Annotated in this window: 18 protein-coding genes; 10 read left to right on the top strand and 8 right to left on the bottom strand. The window is 72.3% G+C overall.

What is annotated here, in order from left to right:
• Positions 1–45: 45 nt before the first annotated feature.
• The gene (locus tag C1703_RS22445) at positions 46–552 is read left to right on the top strand and encodes a PH domain-containing protein (RefSeq protein WP_114254569.1); all 507 of its coding nucleotides are present in this window, start codon (positions 46–48) and stop codon (positions 550–552) included.
• On the top strand, positions 549–1892 hold the full coding sequence (locus C1703_RS22440; RefSeq protein WP_114254568.1) for a PH domain-containing protein: 1344 nt from the start codon (positions 549–551) through the stop codon (positions 1890–1892). Before C1703_RS22445 ends, C1703_RS22440 begins: the two co-directional genes overlap by 4 nt.
• Positions 1893–1984: 92 nt before the next feature.
• Here the strand turns inward: C1703_RS22440 and C1703_RS22435 are convergent, their stop codons facing one another.
• Positions 1985–3184, bottom strand: coding sequence for a hypothetical protein (locus C1703_RS22435; RefSeq protein ID WP_198678246.1), 1200 nt, complete (start codon positions 3182–3184; stop codon positions 1985–1987).
• Between the two features lie 141 nt (positions 3185–3325).
• A complete protein-coding gene (locus C1703_RS22430; protein WP_114254567.1) occupies positions 3326–4450 on the bottom strand; it encodes an alpha/beta hydrolase-fold protein in 1125 nt (374 codons plus the stop codon).
• A 232-nt stretch (positions 4451–4682) separates the two neighbouring features.
• On the opposite strand from C1703_RS22430, the gene C1703_RS22425 reads away from it, so the two are divergent.
• From C1703_RS22425 to C1703_RS22400, 6 genes are all read left to right on the top strand, one after another.
• Positions 4683–6527 carry a phosphatidylglycerol lysyltransferase domain-containing protein gene (locus tag C1703_RS22425; RefSeq protein WP_114254566.1) on the top strand — a complete coding sequence of 615 codons (1845 nt, stop codon included), beginning with the start codon at positions 4683–4685 and terminating at the stop codon, positions 6525–6527.
• A 62-nt stretch (positions 6528–6589) separates the two neighbouring features.
• Positions 6590–7471 (top strand): dihydropteroate synthase, encoded by an 882-nt coding sequence (gene folP / locus C1703_RS22420; RefSeq protein WP_114254565.1) that lies wholly within the window; start codon positions 6590–6592, stop codon positions 7469–7471.
• Positions 7468–7974 (top strand): nuclear transport factor 2 family protein, encoded by a 507-nt coding sequence (locus tag C1703_RS22415; RefSeq protein WP_114254564.1) that lies wholly within the window; start codon positions 7468–7470, stop codon positions 7972–7974. Before folP ends, C1703_RS22415 begins: the two co-directional genes overlap by 4 nt.
• 225 nt (positions 7975–8199) lie before the next feature.
• Complete coding sequence (gene folB, locus C1703_RS22410; RefSeq protein ID WP_031115890.1) at positions 8200–8559, top strand: dihydroneopterin aldolase; 360 nt, start codon at positions 8200–8202, stop codon at positions 8557–8559.
• The gene (gene folK / locus C1703_RS22405) at positions 8556–9167 is read left to right on the top strand and encodes a 2-amino-4-hydroxy-6-hydroxymethyldihydropteridine diphosphokinase (protein WP_114254563.1); all 612 of its coding nucleotides are present in this window, start codon (positions 8556–8558) and stop codon (positions 9165–9167) included. Before folB ends, folK begins: the two co-directional genes overlap by 4 nt.
• Before the next feature lie 60 nt (positions 9168–9227).
• The gene (locus C1703_RS22400) at positions 9228–9716 is read left to right on the top strand and encodes a DUF3180 domain-containing protein (protein WP_114254562.1); all 489 of its coding nucleotides are present in this window, start codon (positions 9228–9230) and stop codon (positions 9714–9716) included.
• Positions 9717–9746: 30 nt separating this feature from the next.
• On the opposite strand, the gene folE is transcribed toward C1703_RS22400, so the two are convergent.
• The 6 genes from folE to dacB form a co-directional block, all read right to left on the bottom strand.
• Complete coding sequence (folE, locus tag C1703_RS22395) at positions 9747–10352, bottom strand: GTP cyclohydrolase I FolE (RefSeq protein ID WP_114254561.1); 606 nt, start codon at positions 10350–10352, stop codon at positions 9747–9749.
• A gap of 127 nt (positions 10353–10479) precedes the next feature.
• Positions 10480–12519: an ATP-dependent zinc metalloprotease FtsH gene (gene ftsH, locus C1703_RS22390; protein WP_114254560.1), complete on the bottom strand. Its 2040-nt coding sequence runs from the start codon at positions 12517–12519 to the stop codon at positions 10480–10482.
• A 186-nt stretch (positions 12520–12705) separates the two neighbouring features.
• The gene (gene hpt, locus C1703_RS22385) at positions 12706–13266 is read right to left on the bottom strand and encodes a hypoxanthine phosphoribosyltransferase (protein WP_031115895.1); all 561 of its coding nucleotides are present in this window, start codon (positions 13264–13266) and stop codon (positions 12706–12708) included.
• Between the two features lie 60 nt (positions 13267–13326).
• A complete protein-coding gene (tilS, locus tag C1703_RS22380; RefSeq protein ID WP_114254559.1) occupies positions 13327–14376 on the bottom strand; it encodes a tRNA lysidine(34) synthetase TilS in 1050 nt (349 codons plus the stop codon).
• A 195-nt stretch (positions 14377–14571) separates the two neighbouring features.
• Positions 14572–15699: a zinc-dependent metalloprotease gene (locus C1703_RS22375; protein WP_114254558.1), complete on the bottom strand. Its 1128-nt coding sequence runs from the start codon at positions 15697–15699 to the stop codon at positions 14572–14574.
• 576 nt (positions 15700–16275) lie between these two features.
• Positions 16276–17862 (bottom strand): D-alanyl-D-alanine carboxypeptidase/D-alanyl-D-alanine-endopeptidase, encoded by a 1587-nt coding sequence (gene dacB, locus C1703_RS22365; RefSeq protein WP_114254556.1) that lies wholly within the window; start codon positions 17860–17862, stop codon positions 16276–16278.
• Between the two features lie 79 nt (positions 17863–17941).
• Between dacB and C1703_RS22360 the strand changes: the two genes are divergently transcribed.
• Both C1703_RS22360 and C1703_RS22355 read left to right on the top strand, forming a co-directional pair.
• The gene (locus tag C1703_RS22360; protein ID WP_031115900.1) at positions 17942–18433 is read left to right on the top strand and encodes an inorganic diphosphatase; all 492 of its coding nucleotides are present in this window, start codon (positions 17942–17944) and stop codon (positions 18431–18433) included.
• 121 nt (positions 18434–18554) lie between these two features.
• Positions 18555–20258: a threonine/serine exporter family protein gene (locus C1703_RS22355; protein WP_114254555.1), complete on the top strand. Its 1704-nt coding sequence runs from the start codon at positions 18555–18557 to the stop codon at positions 20256–20258.
• The last annotated feature ends 22 nt before the right edge of the window (positions 20259–20280 follow it).

Here is a 20280-nt window from a genome sequence, read left to right as displayed (position 1 = left end):
ACGGGGGCGGAGGACACGGCCGGGGCGGCGGCAGCGGGCGGGACCGTGCCCGCGGGGGCCGGGGCCACCGGCGAGGCCCGGCCCGAGGACGAGCCCGTCTGGATCGCCCTGCCGCCCGGCCTGCTGAAGATGCGGCGGCTGCTCCTGGTCGTCTGGCTGGGGCTGGCCGCGCTGGCCGCCGGGCTGCTGCCGGGGCTGCTCGCCGGGCCCGGCTGGGCCGGGTTCGCCGTGCTGCCGCTGGCGCTGATGGCCTGGGGCTGGGTGATGATCGACCGCAACTGGCGTTCCTGGCGGTACGCCGAGCGCGCCGACGACCTGCTGATCAGCCGGGGCGTGCTGTGGCGCGAGGAGACGGTCGTGCCGTACGGGCGGATGCAGCTGGTCGAGGTCACCTCCGGGCCGGTCGAGCGGCACTTCGGGCTGGCCAGCGTGCAGCTGCACACGGCCGCCGCGGCGACCGACGCCACCATCCCCGGCCTGGACCCGGCCGAGGCGGAACGGCTGCGCGACCGGCTCACCGAGCTCGGCGAGGCCCGATCGGCGGGCCTGTGACGGCGCCCGGGGCCACCGGGGAAGCCGGGGCCACCACCGCCGAGGGCGGGCCCGCCGAGCGGCGGCTGCACCCCGTCACACCGCTGCGGCGGGCCTGGGCACCGGTCGCCGTGGTCGCCGGCTGGGCGGTGCACGATCCCGACGGGGCGCAGCGCCAGCTGGCCCGGCTGACGACGACCACGCTGCTGATCGCCCTCGCCGTGATCGTCCCGGCCGCCGCCCTCTACGGCTTCTGCTCCTGGTGGTTCACGCACTTCGCGGTGACCGGGACCGAACTGCGCATCCGTACCGGACTGGTGTTCCGGCGCACCGCGCACATCCGGCTGGAGCGGGTCCAGGCCATCGACATCACCCAGCCGCTGCTCGCCCGGGTCGCGGGCGTCGCCAAGCTGAGACTCGACGTCATAGGGACCGACAAGAAGGACGAACTGGCCTTCCTCGGCGCGGACGAGGCGCGGGCGCTGCGCGCCGAGCTGCTCGCGCGGGCGGCCGGGTTCGCCCCCGAGACCGCCCACGAGGTCGGCGAGGCCCCGTCCCGGCAGCTGCTGCGGGTGCCGCCCGGCGTGCTCGCCATGTCGCTGGTGCTGAGCGGGGGGACCTGGGGGTCGCTGGCCGCGGCGCTCGTCGTCCCGCCGCTGCTGTGGATGGCCACCGAGAGCGTGTGGACGGTCCTGGCCACGGCCCTGCCGCTGCTGGGCGCGGCGGGCGCGAGCAGCGTGGGGCGGTTCGTCGGCGAGTACGACTGGACGGTGGGCGAGTCGCCCGACGGGCTGCGCATCGACCACGGCCTGCTGGACCGGGCCCACGAGACGGTGCCGCCGGGCCGTGTGCAGACCGTGCGGATCGTGGAGCCGCTGCTGTGGCGGCGGCGCGGCTGGGTGCGGGTGGAGCTGGACGTGGCGGGCTCGTCCAACTCCGTGCTGGTGCCGGTCGCCCCGCGCGAGATCGCCGAGGCCGTCGTCGCGCGCGTGCTGCCCGGGGTGACCGTGCCGGAGCGCGCGGCCCTGTCGCCGTCGCCGCGCCGCGCCCGCTGGTGCGTGCCGCTGTGGTGGCGGGGGTACGGACTCGCCGTCACCGACGCGGTGTTCGCGGCCCGGTCCGGGCTGCTGCGGCGGAGCCTGGCGCTGGTGCCGCACGCCAAGGTGCAGAGCGTACGGATGACGCAGGGCCCCTGGGAACGGGCCCGGGGCGTGGCCGACGTGCACGTGGACACGGGCGCGAACAAGACGGTGACGGCCCGGCTGCGGGACGCGGCCGAGGCGCGCGAGCTGCTGGCGGCGCAGGCGGAACGGTCCCGCACCGGGCGCAGGGACGCGCGGCCGGACCGCTGGATGGCGTGACCCTCGAGAAAGCCGCACGCAAGCCGGACGCAAGCCGCACACAAGCGAAGGCCCCCCGGCCGCGGCCGGGGGGCCTTCCCTCGCAGCGGAGTTCAGGACACCGCGCTGCGCAGCCCCTGCACGTCGATCTGCTCGGTCTCGTCGTGCGCCGTCAGGTCGATGACCTGGCCGATCCCGCGCGACTCCTCGTCCACCGGCTTGAACCCGGCCTCGGTCTCGGCCTTGTGCAGGGCGAGGGCCTCCTGCCCGACGACATCGGCGAGGTCCTCGTTCTGCACGGCCTCCAGGGCGGCCCGCGAGGTGCCCTGCTTGGTGCCGAAGAAGTCGAACCCGCCCTCGGTCAGAGGCCGTCGCACCGGCGCCTGCGGCGCGACGGCCACGGCGGTCGGGACGGTGTAGTGACCGGAAACCACCTTCTCGGCACTGTCGGTCTTCTCGGCACTGTCGGCCGTCTCGGTACTGCCGGCCGTCTCGGCGCTGTCGGCCCGCTCCGCGGGGGCGGCGGTCGCGCGCTCGTGCCCGTCGACCGCCTCGGACTGCCCCTGCGCCTCGTCCTCCGAAACCTGCTCGCGCCGCTCGGCCGTCTCCCGCCGGGGCTCCCGCACGGGCTCCGCGTCCTCGCCCTTCGGTACGCCGTCGCCGTCACCACCGCCGTCCGGCTCCGGTGCCCTCTCGCCGTCGAACCGGGCCAGCGCGGCCGCGGCCCGCAGGAACAGCCGGGAACCCTCGGGCGAGAACACCGCGGGAACCGCGGGCTCCTCCTCGACGGTGAGCGGCGCCCCGTCCTGCCCGGCGGTGTCCGCCACCCCCGCGGGCAACGCCGCGCGCACCGGAGCCGTCGCCTCTATCTCGAGCACCCGGCGCTCCTCCAGGACGCTCGCGCGCTCGGTCTCCGCCGTGGCGTACCGGCGCAGCAGCGCGGCGTGCTCGTTGCGCAGCCCGGCCAGTTCGGTGCGCTTGGCGCGCAGCCGCTGCTCCAGCTTCGCGCGCAGCTCGCGGGACTCCTCGAGGTCGGCCTCCAGTTCGGCGACCCGTTCCTCGAAGCGCCACTCGTCGCTCGCACGCGCGCGCGTGAGGTCGGCGACCTGTTTGCCCGCCTGGATGTCCCAGCGGCGCAGCACGACCGCGCCGACGACCGCCGTCGCCGCGGCGGCCGCGGCCAGACCGCGGAGCACCATCGGCTCCGTGAACACCCAGGGCCCCAGGGCGCAGACGAGGGAGACGCCTGCGATCGCCGACGGGGGCAGCAGCCTGTGCAGGGGCGGGGAATGGCGATGACGTCCACGTGGCATGGCCAGAAACTTACCGCGCGTAGGCGAATCGTGGTGACCCACCCCGCAAAAACAAAGCCACCCCAAGGGACTCACACGGCATCAGAACTCGGCAAGAAGCGGAATCAGCCGCTCACTCAATTCCCCGGATCATTCCCAAGATCATTTCCAGGGCCCGTCGAGGCGCCCGCTCATCCACTCCAGCGTCGCCGGAATCTCGCGCCGCCAGGTGTTGAAGTTGTGCCCGCCGCTTTCCAGGATGATCGACGAGATCCGCGTCAGGCCGGTGCCCTTCACCCGGTCTATGAACTTCAGGGTGTCCTTGTAGTCGGACTCGCCCACCTTGCTGCTGCTGACCAGCAGCGAAGTGTCGGGCGCGGGCATGTGCTCGAGATACCACCACAGGTCGGCGCGATTGCGCAGCGCCTTGTCGCCCTGGAAGAGATCGCCGGTCGTGGCGTCGATGGGCGCCTTGTAGTACGCGGACAGACCCGCCCCGGCGGCGTACACATCGGGATGGTGCATGGCGATCTTCAAGGCGCAGTAGCCGCCCGTCGAGTTGCCGATGATGCCCAGGCTTCCCGGCTTTTCGGCCACCCGGTAGTGCGAGCGCAACGCCTCGGGCAGGTCCTTCGCGAAGAACGACTCGGTCTGCGGACCGCCCGGGACGTCCACGCACTCCGTGTCCCGGGGCGGCGCCACCGTCGGCCGCAGCATCACCAGGATCATCGGCTTCGCCCGGCCCTCCCGGGCCAGCTCCAGGGCCGTGCGCGGGTAGTGGAGCTTCTCCACCAGCGCCGAGGCCGTGCCCGGGTAACCGGTCAGCACGACGGCCGCGGGGAACCGGTGGGTGCGGTACCGCGGCTGGAAGTACTCCGGCGGCAGATAGACGTACGCGGGCGTCGCGATGTGCGTCGTACGGCCGACGAGGTCGACCTGCTGGATCCGGCCCCCGGCCTGGGGACGCACCCCGGCCGCCCCGGGCACCCGCCGCGAGCCGACCACCTCCAGCGGACCCTCGCCCGGGGTGTGGTCCACGACCACGCCCTGGTCCTTCTCCTGCCCGAACAGGTCCGCCCAGCTCGCGTAGAACCCGAAGGCCTGGTTGGCGGCCAGGCCCACCGCGGCGAACAGCGCCAGCTGCGTGGCCAGCAGCAGCCCGACCCGTCCGCCCACGGCCGGCCAGCTCCGCCGGGCCAGCCGCGGCCACAGCCAGACCGTGCCGGCGAACAGCAGCACGGCGGACAGCACCGCCAACACCAGCACCTTGTTGCTCGTCAGACCCATGGGTTGGTTACCTGCTCGCGCTCTCCGCCCGGCCCCGCCCGCGAGCACACCTTCGCTCGGGCTTGTCCCGGACTTTCCTCGGCCTTTGAAACGGCTTTGACATGGGGAGTGAACCTCTCTCCCCGAGACACCGTCCTAGAGGGCGCAATGTCGCCGGATGCCCGAATCGGCACCGGATCCAAGGTCTCTCGCAGAACTACGGGATGCGATGTCTGTCAGGACAGATGAGGAAATGTCGGGTGAGGTTCCGACCCGTCGAAGCGGCGCGGCCGGCACGGACCGGACGAGCCGGGTGCGCCGCCTGCTGCGCGGACCACGCCCCGAGGCGGTCCCCCTCCTCGTCGGCAGAGCCTGCGCCCTCGTGGGCCTGCTGGACATCGCCGCGGGTGTCTTCCCGCGCTTCCGGCACAGCCGCATGCACGCCATCGCCGAGGTCCTGCCCGGCGCGCTCGGGCCGTTCGCGGCCGCGCTGTCGCTGAGCACCGGTGTGCTGTTGCTGCTGCTCGCCCACGGCCTCAAGCGCGGCAAGCGCCGGGCCTGGCGGGCGGCCGTGGCCTTGCTGCCCGCCGGTGCCGTGGCGCAGTTCACCTACCGGCACTCCCTCGTGGGCGTCCTGATCTCCCTGGCGCTGCTGGCCCCCCTGCTGCGCCACCGCGACCAGTTCGACGCCCTACCCGACCCGCGCAGCCGCTGGCGGGCGCTCGCCAACTTCGTCCTGATGAGCGCGGGTTCGCTGCTGCTGGGCCTGCTCATCGTCAGCGTCCACGGCGACCGCATGCTCGGCGACCCGAGCCTGGCCGACCGCATCACCCACGTCATCTACGGCCTCTTCGGCTTCGAGGGGCCCGTCGACTACCGGGGCGACACCTCCTGGACCGTCGCCTTCTCGCTCGGCGCCCTCGGCCTGCTCACCGCCGTCACCACCATCTACCTGGCCTTCCGCCCCGAACACCCGGCCGCGCACCCCACCGAGGAGGACGAGGCACGCTTGCGCGCCCTGCTGGAGAAGCACGGCCGCCGCGACTCCCTCGGCCACTTCGCGCTGCGCCGCGACAAGGCCGTCGTCTTCTCCCCCAGCGGCAAGGCGGCCGTGACCTACCGCGTGGTCTCCGGCGTGATGCTCGCCAGCGGCGACCCGATCGGCGACGTCGAGGCCTGGCCCGGCGCCATCGAACGGTTCATGGACGAGGCCAAGGCCCACTCCTGGACCCCCGCCGTGATGGGCTGCTCCGAGACCGGCGGCGAGGTGTGGACCCGCGAGACCGGGCTCGACGCCCTCGAACTGGGCGACGAGGCGGTGGTGGACGTCGCGGATTTCTCGCTCGCCGGCCGCGCGATGCGCAACGTGCGCCAGATGGTCAAGCGCATCGAGCGCGCCGGTTACGAAACCCGGGTACGACGTGTCCGTGACCTCGGCGAGGCCGAGCTGGAGCGCATCCGGCAGGCCGCCGACGACTGGCGCGGCACCGACACCGAGCGCGGCTTCTCCATGGCCCTCGGCCGCGTCGGCGACCCCGCCGACGGCGACTGCCTCATCGCCACCGCCCACAAGCAGGACGACCACCCCGGCCCCTACGGCGACCTGAAGGCGATCCTGCACTTCGTGCCCTGGGGCGGCGACGGCGTCTCCCTGGACCTGATGCGCCGCGACCGCTCGGCCGACCCCGGCATGAACGAACTGCTCATCGTGGCCGCCCTCCAGGCCGCCCCCAAGCTCGGCATCGAGCGGGTCTCCCTCAACTTCGCCATGTTCCGCTCGGCCCTGGCCCGCGGCGAGAAGATAGGCGCCGGTCCCGTGCTGCGCGCCTGGCGCGGACTGCTGGTCTTCCTCTCCCGCTGGTTCCAGATCGAGTCGCTGTACAAGTTCAACGCCAAGTTCCAGCCGCGCTGGGAGCCCCGCTTCGTCGTCTACCGGGCCTCCGCCGACCTGCCCCGCATCGGCTTCGCCGCCATGCAGGCGGAAGGTTTCGTCAACCTCGCCCTGCCCCTGCCGCGCTTCCTGCGCCGCCGGCGCCCGGCCAACCGCCGCCCGTGCGCCCACGGCACCACCACGGAACGGAGCGTCAGAGCGGCGTGACCCGCCCGGGCCGACCCGGGCCGCGGCGCCTGACGGCCGTCCCCTGGGCCTACGCTGAACATATGAGCAACCAGAGCGGACGCGGGCGCGTGGCGGGCCTACCGGAATGGGACCGCTGCGCGGTCATGGGAGTCGTGAACGTCACCCCCGACTCCTTCTCCGACGGCGGCCGCTTCTTCGACACCACGGCCGCCGTCAAGCACGGTCTCGACCTGGTCTCCGAGGGCGCGGACCTGGTCGACGTCGGCGGCGAGTCGACCCGCCCCGGCGCCACCCGGGTGGACGAGGCCGAGGAACTGCGCCGCGTCGTCCCCGTCGTGCGCGGCCTGGCCTCCGAGGGCGTCACCGTCTCCGTGGACACCATGCGCGCCTCCGTCGCCGAGCGGGCCCTCGCGGCCGGCGCCGCCCTCGTCAACGACGTCAGCGGCGGCCTCGCCGACCCCCGCATGATCCCGGCCGTCGCCGACGCCGGCGCCCCCTTCGTCGTCATGCACTGGCGCGGCTTCCTCCAGGGCGGCAACGTCCGCGGGGTGTACGGGGACGTCGTCACCGAGGTCGTCGACGAGCTGCACGCGCGCGTGGAGGCCGTCCTGGCGGGCGGCATCGCCCCCGACCGCGTCATCGTCGACCCCGGCCTCGGCTTCTCCAAGGACGCCGAGCACGACCTCGCGCTCCTGGCGGGTCTGCACCGGGTCCTGGGCCTCGGCCACCCGCTGCTCGTGGCCGCCTCCCGCAAGCGGTTCCTCGGCCGCGTCCTGGCCGGCCCGGACAGCCCGCCCCCGCCCGCCCGCGAACGCGACGCCGCCACCGCCGCCGTCTCCGCGCTCGCGGCGCACGCCGGCGCGTGGGCGGTCCGCGTGCACGAGGTCCGCGCCACCGCCGACGCCGTACGCGTCGCGCGCGCCATCGAGGGAGCACGCACCGGCGCAGAGGGAGCCCGGTGAGCGCCCCGCACACCGACGTCGAGCAGGTCGAGGCCGCCAACACCGCCTTCTACGAGGCACTGGAACGGGGCGACTTCGAGGAGCTGGCGTCGCTCTGGCTGACCCCCTCCGACCTGGGCGTCGACGAGACGTACCACGACCCGGCCGACACCGGCGTGGTCTCCTGCGTGCACCCCGGCTGGCCCGTGCTCACCGGCCGCGGCGAGGTCCTCCGCTCGTACGCCCTGATCATGGCCAACACCGACTACATCCAGTTCTTCCTCACCGACGTGCACGTCTCGGTCACCGGCGACACCGCCCTGGTCACCTGCACGGAGAACATCCTCAGCGGCGGACCCGCCCCCCAGGGCGAGGACGAGGAGCTGGGCCCGCTCGTCGGGCAGCTCGTGGTCGCCACCAATGTGTTCCGGCGCACGCCCCAGGGGTGGAAGCTCTGGTCGCACCACGCTTCCCCGGTCCTGGCCGAAACCGACGAGGACGAGCAGGACGACACCCCCGCCTGAGTGGGTAGTCGCCAGGTAGTGGTTGGAATCACGGAGCCGCGGGTATGGGCGGCTACCAACCCGTGAGCCGCCGGGTTCCCCGAGGGAAACGCCGGATGAATCCTGCCGGGCCCGGACCCCGTGGCCCGGCCCCGTCCGGGCTCGCAGGTAGATTCGACCGAGGCCGGTGTGCCGCCCGCACCCGGCACCGACCGGCCGAGACCGACGATTGCAGGAGTGATTCGCGTGGATCGTGTCGCGCTGCGCGGCCTGAAGGCCCGCGGGCACCACGGTGTGTTCCCGAGGGAACGCGAGGAGGGCCAGACCTTCATCGTGGACCTCGTCCTCGGCCTGGACACCCGCCCGGCCGCGGCCGACGACGACCTGGCGAAGACCGTGCACTACGGCATCGTGGCGGAGGAGGTCGTGGCCGTCGTCCAGGGCGAGCCCGTCGACCTCATCGAGACGCTCGCCGAGCGCATAGCCCAGGTATGTCTGAAGCACGAAGGGGTCCAGCAGGTCGAGGTCTGCGTCCACAAGCCGGACGCCCCGATCACGGTCCCCTTCGACGACGTGACCGTCACCATCACCCGGAGCCGAGTATGACTGCGCCCTTCCTCAAGGGTCCCAGCGACCCGACCGTACAGCCGGTACCCGCCTCCGTCGTCGACAAGGTCGACGCCGCCGACACGACCCTGTCCAACCCGAAACGGGCCGTGGTCGCCCTCGGCTCCAACCTCGGCAACCGCCTGGAGACCCTCCAGGGCGCCATCGACGCCCTGGAGGACACCCCCGGCGTCCGCATCAAGGCCGTCTCCCCGGTCTACGAGACCGAGCCCTGGGGCGTGGACCCCGGCAGCCAGCCCTCCTACTTCAACGCGGTCGTCGTCCTCAAGACCACGCTGCCGCCCTCCTCGCTCCTGGAGCGCGCCCACGCGGTCGAGGAGGCCTTCCACCGCGTCCGCGACGAGCACTGGGGCCCCCGCACCCTCGACGTCGACATCGTCTCCTACGCCGACGTCGTCTCCGACGACCCGCAGCTCACCCTCCCCCACCCCCGCGCCCACGAGCGCGCCTTCGTCCTGGCCCCCTGGCACGACCTGGACCCCGAGGCGCAGCTCCCCGGCCGCGGCCCGGTGGCCGGCCTGCTGGACGCCGTCACCCGCGAGGGCGTGGCGGCGCGCACCGACCTGGAACTCCGGCTGCCCGAATAGCCGTTAAGGTCAAGACGGCCGCGAACCGCGCCGGACCGGCCGGGGAACCGAAGGGACACCGTGAGAGAGCTGCGCATCAGGCTGCTGGCCGGAGTCTTCGTCGTGGCCGGAGTGCTGTCCTGGGCGGGCGCCCGCCTCTGGAACTCGGTGGGCACCCTCCCGAGCGTCCCCCTGGCCGCCCCCATCGTCCTGGCCCTGATCGCCGTGGTCCTGCTGGCCACGGCGCTCTCGCTGCGCGCCCGCCTCAAGGCCCAGCGCGAGCGGCAGCCCGACGCCAAGGGCGTCGACCCCATGATGGCGGCCCGCGCGGTCGTCTTCGGCCAGGCCAGCGCCCTGGTCGCCGCCCTCGTCTCCGGCATGTACGGCGGCACCGGCGTCTTCCTGCTGGAGTCCCTGGACATCCCCGCCCGCCGCGACCAGGCCATCTACGCCGGCTTCTCCGTCCTCGCGGGCATCGGCGTCATAGCGGCGGCCCTCTTCCTGGAGCACGTCTGCAAGCTCCCGGAGGACGACGAGCACGACGGCGCGGGGGCCGCCCCCGCCGCCTGACGCCCGCGTCGGCGCGGCGTCAGCGCCCTGTCAGCGCGCCATGATGAGGCTCATCGCCTCGTTGCGGGTCGCGGAATCGCGCAGCTGTCCCCGCACGGCCGACGTGATGGTCTTGGCGCCGGGCTTGCGCACCCCCCGCATCGACATGCACATGTGCTCGCACTCGACGACGACGATCACGCCCCGCGGCTCCAGGATCTGCATCAGGGAGTCGGCGATCTGCGTGGTGAGTCGTTCCTGCACCTGCGGACGCCGCGCGTACACGTCCACGAGCCGGGCCAGCTTCGACAGGCCGGTGATCTTGCCCTCGACGGACGGGATGTAGCCCACGTGCGCCACCCCGACGAACGGCACGAGGTGGTGTTCGCACGAGCTGAGGACCTCGATGTCCTTCACCAGCACCATCTCGTCGTGCCCGAGGTCGAACGTCGTCGTCAGCACGTCCTCCGGCTTCTGCCACAGGCCCGCGAATATCTCCCGGTACGCCCGCGCCACCCGCGCCGGTGTCTCCCGCAGCCCCTCACGGTCCGGGTCCTCGCCGACCGCGATCAGGAGTTCGCGTACGGCGTTCTCGGCACGCTTCTCGTCGAACTCGCCGATCTGGCCGTCGCCGTCCAGCGTCACGGGGTCGGTCATCTGGTGCCTCGTTCCTGTGTCCTTCTCGGGGCGGCCTGCGGAAATGGCGGAAAGCCGCGCCCCCCAGGCTAAAACCTGGGGGGCGCGGCATCCATTCCGGACCCGGTGGGGCCACCGGGAGAGCGGGTCAGCTCTCGGGGCGGTCCTCCGGGGCTCGCTCGGGCGCCGGGGCGGGCTCCGCCGCGGTGCTCTTGGCCGTGGTGATGGCCGGCGTGGCGCCGTTCGCCCCGTTCGTCAGGGCCAGCTCCTTGGGGGAGAGGACCGGCGGGCGGGTCGACGGCGTACGGCGGGAGGATCCCGTCCAGGCGGGCCGCGGCGGGCGCTTGACGATCGGGGCGAAGATCTCGGCGATCTCCTCCTTGCCCAGCGTCTCCTTCTCCAGGAGGGCCAGGACCAGGTTGTCCAGCACGTCGCGGTTCTCGACCAGGATCTCCCACGCCTCGTTGTGCGCGGTCTCGATGAGCTTCTTGACCTCTTCGTCGACCAGCGCGGCGACCTCTTCCGAGTAGTCGCGCTGGTGAGACATCTCACGTCCGAGGAAGGGCTCGGTGTTGTCCCCGCCGAACTTGATCGCGCCGAGACGCTCGGTCATGCCGTACTGCGTGACCATCGCGCGGGCCAGGCCCGTGGCCTTCTCGATGTCGTTGGCGGCACCCGTGGTCGGGTCGTGGAAGACGAGCTCCTCGGCCGCGCGGCCGCCCAGCATGTAGGCGAGCTGGTCGAGCATCTCGTTGCGCGTGGTCGAGTACTTGTCCTCGTCCGGCAGCACCATCGTGTAGCCGAGGGCACGGCCTCTCGACAGGATCGTGATCTTGTGGACCGGATCGGAGTTCGGTGAGGCCGCCGCGACCAGGGCGTGTCCGCCCTCGTGGTACGCGGTGATCTTCTTCTCCTTGTCCGACATGATCCGGGTCCGCTTCTGCGGGCCCGCGACCACACGGTCGATCGCCTCGTCCAGCATGTGGTTGTCGATCAGCTTCTGGTCGCTGCGGGCCGTCAGCAGGGCGGCCTCGTTCAGCACGTTGGCGAGATCGGCACCCGTCATGCCGGGCGTACGGCGGGCGACGGCGGACAGGTCGACGTCCGGGGCGACCGGCTTGCCCTTCTGGTGGACCTTGAGGATCTCCAGACGGCCCTGCATGTCCGGGCGGTCGACGGCGATCTGCCGGTCGAAGCGGCCGGGACGCAGCAGCGCCGGGTCGAGGATGTCGGGCCGGTTCGTCGCGGCGATGAGGATCACGCCGCCCTTGACGTCGAAGCCGTCCATCTCGACGAGCAGCTGGTTCAGGGTCTGCTCGCGCTCGTCGTGACCACCGCCGAGGCCGGCGCCGCGGTGGCGGCCGACCGCGTCGATCTCGTCGACGAAGACGATCGCCGGGGCGTTCGCCTTGGCCTGCTCGAACAGGTCACGGACCCGGGAGGCACCGACACCGACGAACATCTCGACGAAGTCGGAACCGGAGATCGAGTAGAACGGCACGCCCGCCTCGCCCGCGACGGCACGCGCGAGCAGGGTCTTGCCGGTACCGGGAGGCCCGTAGAGCAGGACGCCCTTGGGGATCTTGGCGCCGACGGCCTGGAACTTGGCCGGCTCCTGGAGGAACTCCTTGATCTCGTGGAGCTCCTCGACGGCCTCGTCCGACCCGGCGACGTCGGCGAACGTCGTCTTGGGGGTGTCCTTGGTGATGAGCTTGGCCTTGGACTTCCCGAAGTTCATGACGCGGGAGCCGCCGCCCTGCATCTGGTTCATCAGGAACAGGAACACGACCACGATCAGCACGAAGGGCAGCAGCGAGAGCAGGATCCCGACGAACGGGTTCTGCTTGGACGGCGAGACCGTGTAGCCGTCCGGGATCTGCTTGTCCTGGTACTTGTTCTGCAGCGTGTTGGCGATGTCCACGCCCTGGTCGCCGATGTAGCTCGCCTGGATCTTCGAGCTGCCCTCGACCTTCACGCCGTCCTTGAGCGTGACCTTGAGGGTCTGCTCGTCACCGGTGGTGAGCTTGGCCGACTCGACCTTGTTCTGGTTGATCGCCTGGACGACCTGGCCGGTGTCCACCGTCTTGTAGCCGCCGGACGAGCCGACGACCTGCATCAACACGACCACGGCAAGGACGGCCAGCACGATCCACATGACCGGCCCACGGAAGTATCGCTTCACGTCCATCCATACGGAGCGGTGCCGCCCCGTCCCTCCTGCCATAGTGAGTTTGATAAAAGACTGTTCTTCGGACGGTACCCCAGCAGTGCCACCTGAAGCCGCGTGGGACGGCTGGCGATCCGCCTACGCCTGCTCCAACGGCGGGAAGCCCGCTGGGGTTCCCGATCACCGTCACGGCACCCCGGCCGGAATTCAGCCGCCGTACACGTGGGGCGCGAGCGTACCGACGAACGGGAGGTTGCGGTACTTCTCGGCGTAGTCGAGGCCGTAGCCGACGACGAATTCGTTGGGGATGTCGAAGCCGACCCATTCCACGTCGATGGCGACCTTCGCGGCCTCGGGCTTGCGCAGCAGCGTGCACACCTTGAGGGAGGCGGGCTCGCGCGAGCCGAGGTTGGAGATCAGCCAGGACAGGGTCAGGCCGGAGTCGATGATGTCCTCGACGATGAGGACGTGCTTGCCCTTGATGTCGGTGTCGAGGTCCTTGAGGATCCGCACCACACCGGAGGACTGGGTGCCCGCCCCGTACGAGGATACGGCCATCCAGTCCATGGTGACGGGGGTGGACAGCGCCCGCGCGAGGTCGGCCATGACCATCACCGCGCCCTTCAGGACGCCGACGATCAGCAGGTCCTTGCCCGCGTACTCCGCGTCGATCTTCGCTGCCAGCTCGGCCAGCTTGGCGTCGATCTCTTCCTTGGTGATGAGTACCTGCTGGAGGTCGGCACCCATGTCTTTCGCGTCCACCCGCATCACTTTCGGTCGTCCCACCGGCCGGCCGGCCCCTCCTGCGACTGCTGGGAGGGGTCCGGTTCAGCCTTGCCGAATCACCAGTCTGCCACCCTGCCGCCGGGCCACGACCTTGCCGGGGAGGTTGATGGCTCCCTGGCCGCGCCAGCCGGTGATGAGCCGGTCGACTTCCTCGATGTGGCGGGCGAACAGGGATCCGGCCGGGGCACCGGCGGCGATGGCGGCCCGGCGCAGGACGCGGCGGCGCACGGCGGGCGGCAGGGCGTAGAGCTTGGCGCACTCCAGGAGCCCGGCGGCGTCGCGGACGGTGGCCTCGGCCTGGGCGGCCCAGGAGTCGAGGGCGTCGGCGTCGTCCCGGGAGAGCTGCGCCGTACGGGCGAGGGCCTCGACGACGCCCTTGCCGAGGGCCTTCTCCAGAGCGGGCAGGCCCTCGTGGCGCAGCCGGGAGCGGGTGTAGGCCGGGTCGGCGTTGTGGGGGTCGTCCCAGACGGGCAGGGACTGGACCATGCAGGCCTTGCGGGCGGTCTGCCGGTCGAGTTCCAGGAAGGGACGGCGGTAACGGCCGCCGGCCCCCGAGACCGCGGCCATTCCGGACAGGGAGCGGATGCCGGAGCCCCGGGCGAGGCCGAGCAGGACGGTCTCGGCCTGGTCGTCGCGGGTGTGGCCGAGCAGGACGGCGGCGGCGCCGTGGCGTTCGGCCGCGGTGTCGAGTGCGGCGTAGCGGGCGTCGCGGGCGGCGGCTTCGGGTCCGCCGGCGCGGCCGACGGTGACGGCGACGGAGTCGACGGGGTCGAGGCCGAGTTCCCGCAGGCGCTGGACGACTTCCGCGGCGCGCAGGTCGGAGCCGGGCTGGAGGCCGTGGTCGACGGTCACGCCGCCGGCTCTGATGCCGAGCTTGGGGGACTCGAAGGCGAGGGCGGAGGCCAGCGCCATGGAGTCGGCGCCGCCGGAGCACGCCACGAGCACGAGCGGCGGGGGCGGCGGCTCGTGCGGGGAGGCGTGCGTGGGGGCGTGCGGGACCGCGGCGGGGGCGCGGTGGTGTTCGGTGAGGAGGTCGTGGAGGACGCGGCGTACCGCCAGGCGTATCGCCGCGACCGCAGGATGGGGACCCATGTCCGGTTCCCTTCATGAAGTTTTCGGGGGGTGAGCCCGGGGTCGGTCACGCAGAGTGTGTAGATGGTGACAGAACCGGGCCGTTCCCCGAGCATTGCACGCCTACCCCTGCCTCACGGTCCCTCGGACGGGTGATTGGAGGGGCGTTCGCCTGCCGTCGACCGGTTTTCTTTCACGACCTTCCCGCCTTGTTCACTACTCGGCCCTGCGGTGCACCCGCGCGATCCAGTCCGCCGGTTTGGCGATCTCCGTCTTGGTGGGGAGGGTGTTGGGCGAGGTCCACACGCGGTTGAAGCCGTCCATGCCGACCTCGTCGACGACGGCCCGTACGAAGCGTTCGCCGTCCCGGTACTGCCGGAGTTTCGCGTCCAGGCCGAGGAGCTTGCGCAGGGCCAGGTCGAGGCGGGAGGCGCCCTTGGCGCGGCGCTGCTGGAACTTCTCGCGGATCTCTCCGACGGACGGTACGACGGCCGGGCCGACGCCGTCCATGACGAAGTCGGCGTGGCCCTCCAGCAGGGACATCACGGCCGTGAGGCGGCCGAGGATCTCGCGCTGGGCGGGGGTCTGCACGATCTCGACGAGGGAGCGGCCGCCGTCGTCCTCCTCGGCCTCGGGACGGCCTCCGGCGAGGCTCTGGGCGGCTTCGCGGACGCGTTCCAGGACGGTCATGGGGTCGACGTCGGTCTCCCCCAGGAAGGACTGGATTTCACCCTCCAGGTGGTCCCTCAGCCAGGGCACGGCGGTGAACTGGGTGCGGTGGGTCTCCTCGTGGAGGCACACCCAGAGGCGGAAGTCGTGGGGGTCGACGTCGAGTTCGCGTTCGACGTGGACGATGTTGGGGGCGACGAGGAGGAGCCGGCCGCCGCCGTTCTCCCCGGCGGGGAGTTCGCGCGAGGCGGGGGCGAAGGTCTCGTACTGGCCGAGGACGCGGGAGGCCAGGAACGACAGGAGCATGCCGAGTTCGACGCCGGTGACCTTGCCGCCGACGGCGCCCATGACCGCGCTGCCGGGGCTGCTGCCGCGCCGTTCCTGCATCTTGTCGAGCAGGGGCCTCAGGATCTCCCGGAACCCGGCGACGTTCGCGCGGATCCAGCCCGGGCGGTCGACGACGAGGACGGGGGTGTCGTGGCCCTCCTCGGTGCCGAGCCGGGTGAAGCCGCGGACGTGTTCCTCCGAGGCCTTGGCGTGCCGGCGCAGTTCCGCGACGACGGCCCTCGCCTCGTCGCGACTGACCTCGGGGCCCGGCCGCACGAGCCGGGTCGCGGTCGCCACCGCGAGGTTCCAGTCGACCATGCCGGTTGAAGCACCACCGATGCTCGTCATGCGTCAACCGTACGTGAGCGCCGGCCGCTGGGGCAGGGCGGCGAGGGGTGGGTGATGCCGGTGTGCGTCTTCAGGTGCCCGGGGTTCTCGGGGGCGGTGACGGCTGGGGTCTCTTCGCCGGTGCTCGGCGTCGGTGGCCGTGCCCACCCGTTCCGCCGTGCGGAACGCCTACCCACGGCCAAGACGGAACACCCTGCCGACGGCCAAGACGGAACACCCTGCCCACGGCCCAGACGGAACACCCTGCCGACGGCCAAGACGGAACACCCTGCCCACGGCCAAGACGGAACACCCTGCCCACGGCCAAGACGGAACACCCTGCCGACGGCCAAGACGGAACACCCTGCCCACGGCCCAGACGGAACACCCTGCCGACGGCCAAGACGGAACACCCGCCCACGGCCAAGACGGAACACCCTGCCGACGGCCAAGACGGAACACCCTGCCGACGGCCAAGACGGAACACCCTGCCGACGGCCAAGACGGAACACCCGCCCACGGCCAAGACGGAACACCCTGCCGACGGCCAAGGCGGATCGGCTGCCGGGCCAGGGGCCGCAGCCGGCCCGGATCGGGTTACCCGCAGCCGCACGCCGCCAGTGTCGTCGCCGCTCTGTCCAGGGCCCTCTGCGTCGCCGCCGGGTTCCCCGGGTCCGTGTCCGTCGTCATGAAGGCGAAGGCCAGGAGGCGGCCGTCCTCGTCGACCAGGGTGCCCGCGAGGGTGTTCACGCCGGTGAGTGTGCCGGTCTTGGCGCGGACGACGCCGGCCGCTCCGTCCGTGTAGCGGCTGGTCAGCGTGCCCGTGAAGCCGGCGACCGGGAGGCCGGTGAGGGCCGGGCGGAGCTCGGGGTGGGAGGGGTCGGCCGCCTTCGCCAGGAGGGCCGTCAGGAGGTCCGGGGTCAGGCGGTCGGCGCGGTTGAGGCCGCTGCCGTCCTTGAAGGCGGCGCCCTTGAGGGGGAGGCCGAGCCTGCGCAGCTGGGCGCTGATCGCCTTGTCGGCGCCGGCGAAGTCGGCCCGGTGGCCGGTCGCGATCGCCGTCTGGCGGGCGAGGGCCTCGGCGATGTCGTTGTCGCTGTTGGTCAGCATGCGTTCGACGAGGGCGGACAGCGGGGGCGAGGAGACCGCGGCGAGGGTCTGGGCACGGGTCGTGGCCTTGGACGGGCCGGGGGCCGTGGTCTTGATGCCGTGGGACTTCAGCAGGTCGCCGAACTGGCGGGCCGCGTCCTCGGCCGGGTCGGTGACGCGGGTGACCGGGCCGCTCGTGGAGTCGTCCGTGCGGCCCTCGTCGGCCATCAGGGGGCTGACGAGCGCGAGGTTCGGGTTGACCCCGATCGGGTGCATTCGGGGACCCGAGTAGAGGGTCGTGTCGTAGGAGAGCGTCACCTCGCGCACGCCCCGGTCGGCCAGTGCGGCGGCCGTCCCGGCGGCCAGGGTGCGCAGGCTCGCCCACCCCTCGGCCTTCTCCCGGGCCGTGAGGGTGGGGTCGCCGCCGCCGACCAGGACGACTTCCTTCGTGTCGGGTTCCAGCGCGGCGCGGGTGGTGAGGCGGTGGTCGGCGCCCATCGCGGAGAGCGCGGCGACGGCCGTGGCGATCTTCGTGGTCGAGGCGGGGGTGAACGCGGCGTCCGGGTGCGCCCCGTACAGGCGCCTGCCGGTGGTGACGTCGACGACGGCCGCGGCGGGCCGGGGGCCGAGCGCCGGGTCCTTCAGCAGGGGCGTGAGGGCCTTGGCGAGGGCCTTGCCGTCCGGGGCGGACTTCACGGTGCTGACGCCGCCGAGGCCGGTCAGCACGGGGTCGGCGCTGGGGGCGGGCCGGGGCCGGCCGGGCGCGCCGGAGGTGCCGCCGTGATCTGTGCCACCCGCGCGGCCGAGGGCGGCGGCCCGGTCCCGCTCGGCCGTACGCTGACCCGAGGAGTCCCAGGGACCGGCGGCGGTCACCACCCCGGCGGCCAGTGCCAGACCGGCGGTGGCGGCGCCCGCGGTGTACTGCCAGGTCTTCGGCAGCGTGACCCGCGCGACCTGCGGTTTCCCGGCTCGTACGAGCCGTGTGACCCGGGGTTTCGCGGTCGCTGCGGCCCGGGCCAGGCGCGGTCGTACGGCGTCCGCGATCCGCACCACGTGCGGTCTCGCGGCCCGCCAAGGCCTCAGCTCTGGCACGACCACCAGCCCCTTTCGCGATCACACACCTGCGTGAGGGACACTTAACCACCAGAACTATGTGTTGATCATGGAGGAGCCACCGGTGGAGTTCGACGTCACGATCGAGATTCCGAAGGGTTCGCGCAACAAGTACGAGGTGGACCACGAGACCGGTCGTATCCGCCTGGACCGGCGACTCTTCACCTCGACCGCCTACCCGACCGACTACGGCTTCGTCGAGAACACCCTCGGCGAGGACGGCGACCCGCTGGACGCGCTGGTCATCCTCGACGAGCCGACGTTCCCGGGCTGCCTCATCAAGTGCCGCGCGATCGGCATGTTCCGCATGACGGACGAGGCCGGCGGCGACGACAAGCTGCTGTGCGTGCCGGCGACGGACCCGCGCGTGGAGCACCTGCGGGACATCCACCACGTGTCGGAGTTCGACCGCCTGGAGATCCAGCACTTCTTCGAGGTCTACAAGGACCTGGAGCCCGGCAAGTCGGTCGAGGGCGCCAACTGGGTGGGCCGTACGGACGCCGAGGCCGAGATCGAGCGGTCCTACAAGCGCTTCAAGGAGCAGGGCGGTCACTGATCGCCGTTCCCTGTGATGCCTACGGGCCGCACGCGCGCGCGTGCGGCCCGTTCGTCCGTATGTGCGCATACTGAGGCTGAGGGGTACTGAGGCTGACGTGTCGTACAGGGAGCGCCAGGCAGTGACGGACGCGGAGGACCGCAAGCCGAAGTCGGACGAGGCGAGGAGTGCGTTCGTGCCTCCGGGCGGGGCCGCCGTCGACGGGGACATGTCGACGACCTCGGAGTTCGCGATCCCCGAGGGCCTGGCCGTGCTCCGGCCGGCCGGTTCGGAGTCGGAGACGACGTCCGAGTTCGCCCTTCCCGAGGGGCTGGACGTGGCGCCGGCGCCCGCGGTGGAGCCGGAGGGGTCGGCGTTCACGCCGCCGAGCACGTACAGCGCGAAGCACGCCCCGTCGGCCTTCACGCCGCCGACCGGGGTTCCCGTGGTCAGTCTGACCAAGGACGTGCCCTGGCAGGACCGGATGCGCACCATGCTGCGCATGCCGGTGGCGGAGCGGCCGGCGCCGGAGGTGGTCCAGCGCGGCGGCGACGGCGACGAGGCGGGGCCCGCGGTGCCGCGCGTGCTCGACCTGACGCTGCGTATCGGCGAGTTGCTGCTGGCGGGCGGTGAGGGCGCCGAGGACGTGGAGACGGCGATGTTCGCGGTCTGCCGGTCCTACGGCCTGGACCGCTGTGAGCCCAACGTCACCTTCACGCTGCTGGCGATCTCCTACCAGCCGTCGCTGGTCGACGATCCGGTCACGGCGTCGCGGACCGTGCGCCGCAGGGGCACCGACTACACGCGGCTGGCGGCCGTGTACCAGCTGGTGGACGACCTCAGCGACGACGAGACGGCCGTCTCCCTGGAGGAGGCCTACCGGCGGCTCGCGGAGATCCGCCGCAACCGGCACCCGTATCCCGGCTGGGCGCTGACCGGCGCGAGCGGCCTGCTGGCGGGTGCGGCCTCCGTGCTGGTCGGCGGCGATCTGATCGTGTTCGTGGCGGCGGCGCTGGGCGCGATGCTCGGCGACCGGCTGGCGTGGCTGTGCGCGGGGCGCGGGCTGCCGGAGTTCTACCAGTTCACGGTGGCCGCGATGCCGCCCGCCGCGATCGGGGTCGCGCTGACGCTGGGCCACGTCGATGTGAAGGCCTCCGCGGTCATCACCGGTGGGCTGTTCGCGCTGCTGCCCGGGCGGGCGCTGGTGGCGGGCGTGCAGGACGGGCTGACCGGTTTCTACATCACCGCCTCCGCGCGTCTGCTGGAGGTTCTGTACTTCTTCGTGGGCATCGTCGCGGGCGTGCTGCTGGTGCTGTACTTCGGCGTGCAGCTGGGGGCGCGGCTGAACCCGGACGCGGCGCTCGGGGTCTCCGACGATCCGGTGCTGCTGATCGGCGCGTCGATGCTGCTGTCGCTGGCCTTCGCGGTGCTGCTCCAGCAGGAACGATCCACCGTGGTGTGGGTGACGCTGAACGGCGGTGTCGCGTGGGTCGTGTACGGCGCGATGCACTACGCCGGGGACATCTCGCCGGTGGCGTCCACGGCGGCGGCCGCGGGCCTGGTGGGGTTGTTCGGGCAGCTGCTGTCCCGCTACCAGTTCGCTTCCGCGCTGCCCTACACGACCGCGGCGATCGGGCCCCTGCTGCCCGGTTCCGCGACGTACTTCGGGCTGCTGGCGATCGCGCAGAACGAGATCGACGAGGGGCTGGTGTCGCTGTCGAAGGCGGTGGCCCTGGCCATGGCAATCGCCATCGGGGTGAATCTGGGGTCCGAGATCTCGCGGATGTTCCTGCGGATCGGCTCCGCGGAGAAGCGGCGCGCCGCGAAGCGGACCAGGGGTTTCTAGCGCCGCGTCCCCGAGAACAGGC

Source organism: Streptomyces sp. Go-475, assembly GCF_003330845.1.
GTDB lineage: Bacteria > Actinomycetota > Actinomycetes > Streptomycetales > Streptomycetaceae > Streptomyces.
Note: the sequence above shows the minus strand (reverse complement) of the source record. Positions and strands in the feature narration are given on the sequence as shown.